This window comes from Embleya australiensis (genome assembly GCF_051903075.1).
Lineage (GTDB): Bacteria > Actinomycetota > Actinomycetes > Streptomycetales > Streptomycetaceae > Embleya.
In genome coordinates this window covers 3,362,632-3,374,047 of sequence record NZ_CP182422.1, presented here as the reverse complement: position 1 = coordinate 3,374,047, position 11,416 = coordinate 3,362,632, and the positions used below count along the sequence as shown (strand labels likewise).

The following is an 11,416-nucleotide window of genomic DNA, read 5'->3' as shown; positions in this document are numbered from 1 at the left end:
CGGACACGTGTACGTACCGTACGGTGGCCATCGTGGGCACCGGGCGTGCCCCTGACGGACCAGGAACGCGAGAAAGTGTGGGGCCATGGCTCAGCGGGTCGCCGTCGTCGGCACCGGGAAAATCGGTGAAGCGCTGTTGTCCGGGATGATCCGGGCGGGCAAGAGCCCCGACGACCTCCTCGTCACCACCCGTCGCGCCGAACGGGCCGAGGACCTGCGCCGCCGCTACGGCGTCGAGGCGGTGAGCAACGCCGAGGCCGCCAAGGCCGCCGACATCCTGATCCTGACCGTCAAGCCGCAGGACATGGGCGTGCTGATGGACGAACTGGCCCCGCACGTACCCGCCGACCGGCTCGTGGTCAGCGGCGCGGCGGGCATCACCACCAAGTTCCTGGAGGCCCGCCTGATCACGGGCACCCCCGTGGTGCGCGTCATGTCCAACACCCCCGTGCTCGTGGACGAGGGGATGAGCGCGATCTCCGGCGGCGCGCACGCCACGGAGGCGCACCTGGAGCGGGTCGAGGAGATCTTCGGATCGGTCGGCAAGACCATCCGGGTCCCGGAGAAGCAGCAGGACGCGGTCACCGCGCTGTCCGGCTCGGGGCCGGCCTACTTCTACTTCCTGGTCGAGGCGATGACCGACGCCGGCATCCTGCTCGGCCTGCCGCGCGCCGCCGCGCACGACCTGATCGTGCAGGCCGCGATCGGCGCGTCGGTGATGCTGCGCGACTCGGGCGAGCACCCCACGCTGCTGCGCGAGGCGGTGACCTCGCCGGCCGGCACCACGATCGCGGCGATCCGCGAGTTGGAGAACCACGGCGTGCGTGCCGCGCTGCTCGCCGCCCTGGAGGCCGCGAGCAACCGTTCCCAGGAGATCGCCGAGGGCCTGTCGTGAGGCCGGGGCTGGTCCTGTTCGACAACGACGGCGTGCTGGTGGACAGCGAGCCGATCGCCAACCGGGTGCTCGCCACGCTGCTCACCGAACTCGGCGTGCCCACCGCCTACGAGGACTCGCTGCGTGACTACCTCGGCGGCACCATGGCCCGGGTGCACACGATCGTCCGCGAGCGGGACGGCGTCACGCTGCCCGAGGACTTCGATCACGTCTACCACGAGCGGGTGTTCGCCGGATTCCGGGCCGAGCTCGAAGCGGTGCCGGGGGTCGTCGACGTGCTGGCCGCGCTGGACGCCGCGGGCGTGCCGTACTGCCTGGCCTCCTCCGGCACGCATGAGCGGATCCGGCTCGCGCTGACCCGCACCGGGCTGATCGGGCGTTTCCCCGAATCGGTGATCTTCAGCAGCCAGGACGTCGCCCGGGGCAAACCCGCGCCGGACCTGTTCCTGCACGCGGCGGCGACCATGGGCGTCGATCCCGCGCGCTGCGTGGTGGTCGAGGACAGCCCGCTGGGGGTCGAGGCCGCGCGGGCGGCCGGGATGACCGTGTACGGCCACGCCGCGATGACGCCGGCGGAACGGCTCGCGGACGCCGACGCGCTGTTCAAGGACATGGTCGAGCTGCCGGGACTATTGGGCATTTGACGGATTTCGCCGGGTTTTGTCCGGTCGGCGAATCTGACGGTTCATCAAAAGATCTCCTCGGCCCCTGTCCGTGGAAGTGACCCGTCGGTAGCGTGCTCGCCCATGCGGGTGAGAGAACCGGCCGCCGGGTCGGCCAAGGACGAGACGCTGCGCCGTGCGCGGTTCAGCCTGCTCGCGTGCTTTTTGATCCAGGGCGCGTCCTTCGCGCTGCTCGTCACCCGGATCCCGGCGATCCAGCGCCGCTACGACATGGGCGACGGCACGCTCACCGCGGTGCTCTCCGTGGTGCCGATCGTCGCGGGCGTGGGCAGCGTGATCGCGGGCGCCCTGGCCCGGCGGTTCGGCAGTCGTACCGTGCTGCGGGTGTCCCAGCCGATTGTCTGCGCCACCCTGATCGGGGTCGGCGCCGGGGACGGGCTTTGGCAGTTGGCGATCGTGCTCTTCGTGTTCGGGCTGTCCCTGGGCGCGGTGGACGCCACGATGAACATGCAGGGCGTGGCGATCCAGGCCCGCGCGGGGCGCAGCATCATGCTCGGCTTCCACGCGTCGTACAGCCTCGGCGGCCTGGCCGGGGCGGGCGTGGCCGGACTGTGCGCGTGGGGCGGGGTGCCGCTGGTCGCGATGTACGCGGGCGCCGCCGCGCTCACCGTGCCGGCCCTGCTCGTGGTCGGCCCCGGCTACCTGCGCGCGGACGACGCGCCGCAGGTCGTGGCCGCCGACCCGGAGCGGCCCCGCCGCACCCTGCCCTGGCGTCCGCTGATCCCGCTGTGCCTGGTCATGACGTTCGCCTACATCGGCGACTCGACGGTGGCCAACTGGAGCGCGGTCTACCTGGAGAAGGTGCTGGACAGCTCCGAGGCGTTCGCGGTGGTCCCCTACATCGCGTACATGGTCACCACCCTCGTCGGCCGCAGCGTCGGCGACCTCGCGGTGCGCCGCTGGGGCATGGTCGAGGTGGTCCGCGGCGGCGCGGTGGTCGCGGCGGCCGGCTTCGCGGTCGTACTCGCCGCCCCGCACGCCGCGGTGGGCCTGCTCGGCTTCGTGATCCTGGGCGTGGGGCTGTGCGTACTGGTCCCGCAGACCTTCGCCGCGGGCGGTCGGCAGTCGCCGGAGGACGCCGACGAGGCGGTCGCCCGGCTCAACATCTTCAACTACGTCGGCTTCCTGATCGGCACCCCGCTCGTGGGCGGGATCGCCGACCTGGCCTCGTTCCGCCTGGCGATGCTCGTGCCGCTGTTCCTGGTGCTCGCCGTACTGCCGCTCGCCCGCGCCTTCGCCCCGCACGGTGAACCCGCTCACGACCGATGATCGGGAGCCGACCCGGGCGGTAGCGTGACCGCATGAGTCGAGCGGTGCACGTGCTGTGGGACGACGGGATGACCGGGTACGACTTCGGATCGTGGCACCCGATGAACCCCGTCCGGCTGCGCCTGACCATCGACCTGATCCGCGCGTTCGGCCTGCACACCCTCCCCGAACTGCGGGTGCGCAGCCCGAAGTCGGCGACCGACGCGGACCTGGCCATGGTGCACACCGACGTGTACACCGCCGCCGTGCGCGCCGCCTCCCTCGACCCCGGGATCGCCGACGGAACGTTCGGGTTCGGCACCGAGGACACCCCCGCCTTCGCCGGGATGCACGAGGTGTCCGCGCTGATCGCGGGCGCCTCGATCGCCGCGGCCGAGGCGGTGTGGCGCGGGCCGGAACACCCCGACGGGGCGGACCACGCGATCAACTTCGCGGGCGGGCTGCACCACGCGATGCCCGACGCCGCGGGCGGGTTCTGCATCTACAACGACCCGGCGCTCGCGATCGCGCGCCTGCTCGAACTCGGCGCCGAGCGGGTCGCGTACGTGGACATCGACGTCCACCACGGCGACGGTGTGCAGCGGGCGTTCTGGAACGACCCGCGCGTGCTCACGATCAGCCTGCACGAGAGCCCGCGCTTCCTGTTCCCGGGCACCGGTTTCGCGAGCGAGATCGGCGGGCCGGACGCCGAGGGCTTCGCGGTCAACGTCGCGCTGCCACCCGGCATCGCCGACGCCGCGTGGTTGCGCGCGTTCGACGCCGTGGTGCCCCCGCTGCTCGCGGACTTCCGCCCCGACGTGCTGGTCAGCCAGCACGGTACGGACACCCACGTGGACGATCCGCTGGCCCACCTCGCGCTGAGCCTCGACGCGCAGCGCACGGCACACGCCGCGCTGCACGCGCTCGCCCACGAACACGCCGGCGGGCGCTGGATAGCCACCGGCGGCGGGGGCTACGCGACGATCGACGTGGTGCCGCGCTCGTGGACGCACCTGGTGGCGGAGGCGGCCGGCCATGCCATCGAGCCCACCCGCGAGGTGCCGCTCGACTGGCGCGAGGAGGTCCGGATGCTCACCCGCCAGACCGGTCCGCACCGGATGACCGACGGCGGGACCGGCGATTTTCGGCCGTTCTCCACCGGCTACGACCCGGCGGACCGCACCGACCAATCGATTCTGGCCACCCGGCGGGCGGTCTTCCCGGCGCACGGCCTCGACCCGATGTTCGACCTGTGACCCGGTGGTCCCGACGCCTGCGGTGACCCCGACCCGTGACCCAAGGAGCTGTGCGTGACCGTTGCGGTTCCCACCCCCTCGGAGCTTCGCTCCCATCTCGTGCGCGGCCGGATCGCCGGCGACGTGGCGACCACGAGGGAGAACAACCTCCGGCACTACCGACTGATGAGCGAGCGGCATCCCGGCCATCTGTTCGGCCTGGAGCCGGACGGCCGGTGGACCGCGGACGACGTACTCGCGCTGATGGTGCGCCGTTGCGGAGTGGTGGCCGACCCGGCCCACCGCAGCGGGCAGGACACCATCGATCCGGACCTGACCGTGGCCGCGCTGGACGCGTACGCGGACCGGATCGCGCTCGCCGCCGAGCGTCGTGAGCGGGTGATCGTGGCCACGGGCCACCCGAACGGCCTAGGCGATTGGTACCGCACGCTGGCGCGCGTGTTGCGCGAGGCGGGGTGTACGCTCCTGCGCCCCGCCGCCGGGTGGAGCTATCGCACGCCCACGGCCGAGGGCGGGCAGGGTCGCGCGATCCGGTATCGGGGCGACGTGGCGATGGTGGTGGACGACGCGGGAGATTTCCGACACACCCACTCCGCGCGTGGGGTCCGGGCGATGCTGGCCGAGTTGGCGGCCCGGTCCGAGCCGCTGCCGGATCTGTTGATCGGGGACCACGGCTGGGTCGGAGGCGCAGGTCAGGCGGGGATTGCGGCGATCGGCCTCGCGGACTGCAACGACCCCGCGCTGTTCGTGGCGGCGGAGGAGGGGCGGGTCGAGGTGGTCGTCCCGCTGGACGACAACGTGGCGCCACACCTGTACGAACCGGTCATGGCGTATGTGCTCGATCGGTCCGGACTGTCCGGAATCGATCGGTAAAGCAGCCTGATGGGCGATTCAGGTGGGATAACTACTCCTCTTCCCCACTGGTACCACACGCCACTACTCTGGAGGGACGCACGTGCGTGTGGCAGTCGCCGGAGGGGAAGCCGGCGCCCGACGCGTGCTGAATGGTTCGGTGCGTCATGGCTTCTGGAGAGAGGCCTCTCAACGAGGTCAACTTCTTGACTGTGGCCGAGGTGGCCGCGGTGATGCGGGTGTCCAAGATGACGGTGTATCGCCTGGTCCACAGTGGCGAGATGCCGGCCATCAGGGTTGGTCGGTCCTTCCGAGTTCCGGAGCAGGCCGTCCACGACTACCTGCGAGACTCCTACGTGGAAACAGCGTAGGGGGGCATTACGGACCGCCTCGTTTAGAGGTGGGCCGGGGCGGCGAGTAGGCTGACCCCCAGTTGTGCGGGCTGATCCGGCTCCGCGCGGTAGAAACGTCACGTGAGCGAGGGTTGTCGGTGGGCTCTGTCATCAAGAAGCGTCGCAAGCGCATGGCGAAGAAGAAGCACCGCAAGCTTCTCAAGAAGACGCGTGTGCAGCGTCGCAACAAGAAGTAGGCATCCCACCGGCTTGCGCCGCTGAAGCCTTGGGCGACCGCCCGCCACGCTCCCGTTCCGGGGGCGCGACGGGCGGTCGCCGTGCGTTCGGGCGCGTGCGCGCGCGGGGGGATGGACGCGCCGGGTTCGCGCCGCGGCCGCCGTGCCGCGGGGCCGGGCCCGGCGCCTTGGCCCCGGCGCCTTGGCCCCGGCGCCTCGGGTCCGGTGCTCCGGGTCGGGAGGCTCGGGTCCGACGCTTCGCGTTCGGAACCAGGGTTCGAAGGCTCGGGTTCCGCTCTCCGAGTTCGCTCTGAGCCCACCGCCCCGGGCCCCCGCCCGGGGGCCGGCATCCCGAGTTCGTGCCCCGGGTTCGGCGCCCTGGGTTCGAGCCCCGAACCCGCGCTCCGAACCTGCGCCCTGGGTTCGCGCCCCGGGCCGGTGCTCCGAGCCCGCGTCCCGGCCCCGCGCCCCGGGTTGGCGCTTCCCGCATGCTCCGAGCCTGTGCCCCGGCCCCGCGCCCCGCCCCGCGCTCCGGGCCCGCACTCTCGGCCTGCGCTTCGAGCCCGTGCTCCGGCCGCCCCGTGCTCCGGCCGCCCCGAGCTCCGGGCCGGCGCTCCGCGCCCGTGCCCCGCGCTCCGGCCCCGAGCCGGCGCTTCCCGCACGCTCCGAGCCCGTGCCCCGAGCTCGCGCCCCGACCCCGCGCTCCGCGCCCGCGCCCCGAGCCCGTGCCCCGGCCCCGAGCCCCGGCCCCGAGCCCCGGGCTGGCGCTTCCCGCGCGCTCCGAGCCCGTGCCCCGGCCCCGTGCTCCGAGCCCGTGCCCCGGCCCCGTGCTCCGAGCCCGTGCCCCGGCCCCGTGCTCCGAGCCCGTGCCCCGGCCCCGAGCCCCGGCCCCGAGCCCCGGGCTGGCGCTTCCCGCGCGCTCCGAGCCCGTGCCCCGGCCCCGTGCTCCGAGCCCGTGCCCCGGCCCCGTGCTCCGAGCCCGTGCCCCGGGCCCGCGCTCCGGGCCCGCACTCTCGGCCTGCGCTTCGAGCCCGTGCTCCGGCCGCCCCGAGCTCCGGGCCGGCGCTCCGCGCCCGCGCCCTTCCGGGGCGGCGTCCCGGCCCTGCGCTCGGGGCCGTGTTTTTCGGGTTCGTGATTTGGGGGTGGTCCGAGTTGCTGGGTTTGGGGTTTGGGGGTGGGTTGTGGGGGTGGGGTTTGTGAATGGCTTGTTAATGGGTGGCCCGGTGGGGGCTGGTGGGGCGTGCGTACGGTTACGTTGGGAGTTGGTGGCTCGGGTGCGCCTACCGTAGGGGTCCGAGTGTGTCGTGGATTTGGTGCGGGCCGGGTCGGGTTGGGGAGGACGCAGGATGGGGCGTGTCGTCCTGGTTACCGGGGTTGCCGGTGATCCTGGGGCCGGGTTTGTGCGGATGATTCGCGATGAGCCCGATGTCGACCGGGTGATCGGGGTCGACATGGTGGCGCCCGTTTCGGAGCCGGCCGGTGTGGACTTCGTGCTCGCCGATATTCGCAACCCGATGATCGCCAAGGTGGTCGCCTCGGCCGCGGTGGACACCGTGGTGCACCTGAGTCCCAGCGAGCTGCCGCCGATTCGGGGCGGCGCGGTCTCGATCAAGGAGACCAACGTCATCGGCACCATGCAGCTGCTCGCCGCGTGCCAGAAGGCGCCGTCGATCCGCCGTCTGGTGGTGCGCTCGACCACCGCCGTCTACGGCGGTTCGCCGCGCGACCCCGCGCTGTTCGCCGAGGACACCGAACCGCGCGTGCAGCCCTCGGCCGGGTGGGCCAAGGACGCCGTCGAGATAGAGGGCTACGTGCGCGGCTTCGCCCGGCGCCGGCCGGATGTCGCCGTGACCGTGTTGCGGTTCGCGCCGCTGCTGGGGCCGCGTACCGACTCGCCGATGGGCGCCTACTTCGCGCTGCCGGTGTTGCCCACGCTGCTCGGCTACGATCCGCGCCTGCAGTTCGTGCACGAGGACGACCTGCGCGAGGCGCTGCGGATCGCGATGCTCGCCGATCGGCCCGGCACGTACAACATCGCTGCCGAGGGTGTGCTGTTCCTGTCCCAGGCCGCGCGCCGACTGGGCCGACCGGTGGTGCCGTTCCCGGCGGCGGCGGTGGGTCTGGTCAACCAGGGTTTGCGGCGCGCGGGTTCGGTGCACCTGTCCGCCGAGCAGGTGCGCCTGCTCACCCACGGGCGCGTGGTGGACCCCGCGCGGGCCCGGGAGAAATTGGGCTTCGTCGCGGCCAGGAGTACGGCCGAGACGTTCGCCGACTATGCCGAGGGTCGTCGTTCGACCGGCCTGCTCGACCCGAGGCGCCTGGCCCAGGTGCCCGATCGACTCGCCGACCTGCTGCTCACCAGGAGGAACCCCGATGGGTGAGGCCCGCATCATTCCCTTTGACGGCGCCACTTCCGGAGCGCGCCCGCCCGCGCCCCGGTCGGGGCGTCGGCCCACCCGGGCCGCGCGTGCGGTCCGGGTGCCCGAGCCGGTCGAGGGTGAGGTGCCGGTGCGATCGATCGAGGCGCGACCGGGCCGAAAGCGGGCGGAATCCGCGCGGCCGGCCGAGCCGGGATCGGCCGAGACGGCCCCGGCGGACGCGGACGCCGCCTCGGCCGAGGCCGGCCCTCGGCGCGCGCCGGGATCCGGGCGCTCGTTGTTCGGGTCGCTCGCGGGCACGATCGGCGGGGTGGTGGGCGGTGCCGCCGCCGGACTCCTCGACGGCGTGGCCGGACCGGGCTGGGAGGATCGGGCCGCCGACGGACTGGCCTTCCTGCGCCGCCGGATCACCGGTGAGTACGAGGTGGACGAGTTCGGCTTCGATCCCGAACTCAACGACAAGCTGATGGCCGCGCTGAGGGTGGTCTACGAGCAGTACTTCCGGATCGAGGTCAGCGGCCTGGAGCACATTCCGGCCGAGGGCGGTGCGCTGATCGTGGCCAACCACTCCGGCACGCTGCCGGTGGACGCGCTGATGACGCAGGTGGCGGTGCACGACCACCACCCCGCTCGGCGCAATCTGCGGCTGCTCGCCGCCGACCTGGTCTTCCAGCTGCCGCTGGTGGGCTCGGTGGCGCGCAAGAGCGGACACACCCTCGCCTGCCACGCCGACGCCGAACGGCTGCTCGGCAAGGGGGAGTTGGTCGGCGTGTGGCCCGAGGGCTACAAGGGCCTGGGCAAGCCGTTCGCCGAGCGGTACAAGCTCCAGCGCTTCGGGCGCGGCGGCTTCGTGTCCGCGGCGCTGCGCACCGGGGTGCCGATCGTGCCGTGCTCGATCGTGGGCGCGGAGGAGATCTACCCGATGGTCGGCAACGCGCGCACCCTCGCGCGCCTGCTCAACCTGCCCTACTTCCCGATCACCCCGACCTTCCCGCTGCTCGGCCCGCTCGGCCTGGTGCCGCTGCCGACGCGGTGGCGGATCGAGTTCGGCGCGCCGATCCACACCGACGCGTATCCGGAGGAGGCGGCGGACGACCCGATGGTCGTGTTCAACCTGACCGACGAGGTGCGCGAGACCATCCAGCACACGATCTATCGGCTGCTGATGCAGCGGCGGTCGGTCTTCTTCTAGATCGGGTTCCGATGGATCGGGTTCCGGAACCCGGAACACGAAGGCGGCGCGTGGACGGTGGTCCGCGCGCCGCCTTCGGTGTCGCCCACCGGCGCGGTCAGCTGTGTGGCTCCTCCTCGGCGGGGCCGAGCAGGTTGAGCCCGATGCCCGGCAGGCCGGGCAGCAGGGGCGGGAGGATCTGACCCTTGGGCGTCTTCGCCGGCGCCGGGGTGCCCCCGGAGCCGTCGGACCGGTCGGAGGGGCTTTGTGCCGGAGCGCCGCCGAGCAGCGGGATGTTCAGCCCCGGCAGCAGGCCGCCGTCCTGCTGCGGCTGCTGTCGCGGTGCGGCACCGCCCGTCGTGGTCGAGCCGCCCTGCGACGGTGCGCCGTTGGTCGCGCCGCCGCCCAGGCCCGGGAGTCTCGGGACGAGCGGCAGGCCGCCGGTGTCCGGTGCGCCGCCCGGGGCGGTACCGGGCGCGGCCGGTGCGCCGTCGGTGTGTCCACCGGTCCCGGGCTTGGCCGAACTTCGGCCGGGAGTGCCCGCGATCGGGGCGACCTGCTCGTTGATCGCGGTGAGCAGCGTGCGGACCCGGTCCCGCTCGGAGTGCAGCTCCGGCGGGAGTCGGTCGCCGATCCGCTCCATGCGCTCGTTGCCGGAGCGGGCGAAGTCGGCCAGGTTGCGCATCGACCCGTCGCTGCCGCTCTTGCGGAAGTGGTCGGTGAGCAGCGCGCGGCCCTTGTCGGCCTCCTCGCGCCAGTCGTCGAGCACCTGCCGCAGATGCCGCACGGTGTCCTTGTCGGGGCTCCGCCCGGCCCGCCTGAGCAGCCGTTCGGCCTCGCCCATCCGGGTGTCGGCCTGTTGCAGGTAACGCTCGCCGCGTTCGTGGTCGTTGTCCGCGAGCGAGATCTTGAAGTCTTCGACCGTGCGCTTGACGCCGTAGGTCAGGTCGCCGGGCAGCGCGTCGGAGCTGGCGTAGGCCACCCCGCCGAGACCGCCGCCGGTGACCACCACGAACGCACCGGCGATCGCCGCCCGCCGCCGCCAGCGCACGGTGCGCGGCGGGGCCTGCGACTCGCGACGGCGATGCGCGCCGCGCGGTGCCGGCACGGTGGCCGCCCCCTCGGTCGCGGGCAGCGCCGCGGCCTCGTCCAGCAACCGTTGCCGGAGCGCGGTGCGAAAGTCCGCGCTCGGTACGGGTGCCGCCGAGGACCGCTCGCGCAGCCTCTCGGCGGTCCGCAGCAGCGGGACCAGCGCGGGCAGTGGCTCCGCCGATCGGTTGTCGCGGTCGTTCTCGTCGAGGGCTCGCGCGAAGGCGCTCGCGGGTCGCCGATCCAGGGCCGCAATGCTCACAGGCCGCACCTCCTCTCCCCGGATGTCCGTCCAGGGAAGTCTCCGGGTCGGGGGCCACAGGGCGGCTCCCCGCCGCAACGATCCCCGAAGGGGGTCGCTATCGGGAAGAACGAGCCGCGGACCCCGAAGGTTACGGAAGTGTGATTCACCGCACGTCCTCGGGCAGGAGACGGGCGAGCGTCCGTACGGCGCGGTACTGCAACGTCTTGATCGCCCCCTCGTTCTTACCCATGATCTGTGCGGTCTCCGCGACCGATAGACCCTGCAGGAAGCGCAGGGTCACGCATTCCTGTTGCTGGGGGTTGAGCTTGTGTACGGCGTCGAGCAGGGCCGCGTTGGACAACGATTCGAGGACGCAGTCCTCGGGGCTGGACTCGACCTCGTTGGCGTCGAGCATCTCCCCGGTGGTGACCTCCAGGCGGAACCGGCTGGACTTGAAGTGGTCGGCGACCAGGTTGCGCGCGATGGTCACCAGCCAGGCGCCGAAGTCGCGACCCTGCCAGGTGAAGGTGCCGATCCGGCGCAGCGCGCGCAGGAAGGTCTCGCTGGTCAGGTCCTCGGCGACGGCGCGACCGCCGACCCGGTAGTAGATGTACCGGTAGACGGTGTCGAAGTAGTTGTCGTAGAGCTGGGCGAACGCGTCGCCGTCGCCGTCCTGGGCGAGTTCGACGAGGGCCATGATGCGGCGGGCCTCGCCGTCCGGACCCGGGCCCCGGGTGTAGCCGGAGCCTCGGGTGGGACGGGTCGGTTCGGTGGTGCCGGCGCGCGCCGCGAGGGCGAGGCCCACGGGCCCGGCCGAACTCGCGCGACAGACACCGGCGCCGTAACCGGCTGTGGCGGCGAAACCGACGGACGGGGGGGCAAAGCTCGCGCACACCGCCGCACGCAGTGTCGCCAGCCCGGACACGTCAACCCGGACGATTCGGTGCACGGGACTCCCTGTTGCTTCAGCGGTAATTACGTTCGGTGCGGAATCGATCACCCATAGTAGGGAACTTGGATACCGCTGTGCGC

The 11,416-nt window shown here is 72.7% G+C and carries 11 protein-coding genes; 9 read left to right on the top strand and 2 right to left on the bottom strand.

The features are described 5' to 3' along the window. Positions 1 to 85: 85 nt before the first annotated feature. From proC to ACMXN5_RS14250, 9 genes are all read left to right on the top strand, one after another. Positions 86 to 895, top strand: a complete 810-nt coding sequence (gene proC, locus ACMXN5_RS14290) for a pyrroline-5-carboxylate reductase (protein ID WP_439675581.1) — start codon at positions 86 to 88, stop codon at positions 893 to 895. Beyond that, a complete protein-coding gene (locus ACMXN5_RS14285) occupies positions 892 to 1,539 on the top strand; it encodes an HAD family hydrolase (protein ID WP_439675580.1) in 648 nt (215 codons plus the stop codon). The genes proC and ACMXN5_RS14285 overlap by 4 nt, the downstream gene beginning before the upstream one ends. Before the next feature lie 102 nt (positions 1,540 to 1,641). Beyond that, positions 1,642 to 2,847 (top strand): MFS transporter, encoded by a 1,206-nt coding sequence (locus ACMXN5_RS14280; RefSeq protein ID WP_395793883.1) that lies wholly within the window; start codon positions 1,642 to 1,644, stop codon positions 2,845 to 2,847. Between the two features lie 32 nt (positions 2,848 to 2,879). Further along, complete coding sequence (locus tag ACMXN5_RS14275; RefSeq protein WP_439675579.1) at positions 2,880 to 4,082, top strand: acetoin utilization protein AcuC; 1,203 nt, start codon at positions 2,880 to 2,882, stop codon at positions 4,080 to 4,082. Positions 4,083 to 4,136: 54 nt separating this feature from the next. Continuing rightward, entirely contained in the window at positions 4,137 to 4,955 is an 819-nt protein-coding gene (locus tag ACMXN5_RS14270) for a phosphatase (protein ID WP_439675578.1), read from the top strand. Between the two features lie 146 nt (positions 4,956 to 5,101). Next, positions 5,102 to 5,305: a helix-turn-helix domain-containing protein gene (locus ACMXN5_RS14265; RefSeq protein WP_020549639.1), complete on the top strand. Its 204-nt coding sequence runs from the start codon at positions 5,102 to 5,104 to the stop codon at positions 5,303 to 5,305. Between the two features lie 119 nt (positions 5,306 to 5,424). Beyond that, on the top strand, positions 5,425 to 5,523 hold the full coding sequence (locus ACMXN5_RS14260; RefSeq protein ID WP_012854759.1) for a 30S ribosomal protein bS22: 99 nt from the start codon (positions 5,425 to 5,427) through the stop codon (positions 5,521 to 5,523). A gap of 1,325 nt (positions 5,524 to 6,848) precedes the next feature. Then, positions 6,849 to 7,883, top strand: a complete 1,035-nt coding sequence (locus tag ACMXN5_RS14255) for an NAD-dependent epimerase/dehydratase family protein (protein ID WP_379999129.1) — start codon at positions 6,849 to 6,851, stop codon at positions 7,881 to 7,883. After that, a complete protein-coding gene (locus ACMXN5_RS14250) occupies positions 7,876 to 9,072 on the top strand; it encodes a lysophospholipid acyltransferase family protein (protein WP_439675577.1) in 1,197 nt (398 codons plus the stop codon). Before ACMXN5_RS14255 ends, ACMXN5_RS14250 begins: the two co-directional genes overlap by 8 nt. Positions 9,073 to 9,169: 97 nt before the next feature. Here ACMXN5_RS14250 and ACMXN5_RS14245 read toward each other — a convergent pair whose 3' ends face one another. Both ACMXN5_RS14245 and ACMXN5_RS14240 read right to left on the bottom strand, forming a co-directional pair. Next, positions 9,170 to 10,402: a DUF5667 domain-containing protein gene (locus ACMXN5_RS14245; protein ID WP_439675576.1), complete on the bottom strand. Its 1,233-nt coding sequence runs from the start codon at positions 10,400 to 10,402 to the stop codon at positions 9,170 to 9,172. Between the two features lie 145 nt (positions 10,403 to 10,547). Continuing rightward, positions 10,548 to 11,333 carry an ECF subfamily RNA polymerase sigma factor, BldN family gene (locus ACMXN5_RS14240; protein WP_395793895.1) on the bottom strand — a complete coding sequence of 262 codons (786 nt, stop codon included), beginning with the start codon at positions 11,331 to 11,333 and terminating at the stop codon, positions 10,548 to 10,550. Positions 11,334 to 11,416: the final 83 nt, after the last annotated feature.

Coding starts and splice junctions, on each gene's coding strand:
- ACMXN5_RS14250 (WP_439675577.1), top strand. CDS start 7,876: ATGGGTGAGGCCCGCATCATTCCCTTTGACGGCGCCACTTCCGGAGCG.
- ACMXN5_RS14265 (WP_020549639.1), top strand. CDS start 5,102: ATGGCTTCTGGAGAGAGGCCTCTCAACGAGGTCAACTTCTTGACTGTG.
- ACMXN5_RS14275 (WP_439675579.1), top strand. CDS start 2,880: ATGAGTCGAGCGGTGCACGTGCTGTGGGACGACGGGATGACCGGGTAC.
- ACMXN5_RS14280 (WP_395793883.1), top strand. CDS start 1,642: ATGCGGGTGAGAGAACCGGCCGCCGGGTCGGCCAAGGACGAGACGCTG.
- ACMXN5_RS14255 (WP_379999129.1), top strand. CDS start 6,849: ATGGGGCGTGTCGTCCTGGTTACCGGGGTTGCCGGTGATCCTGGGGCC.
- proC (WP_439675581.1), top strand. CDS start 86: ATGGCTCAGCGGGTCGCCGTCGTCGGCACCGGGAAAATCGGTGAAGCG.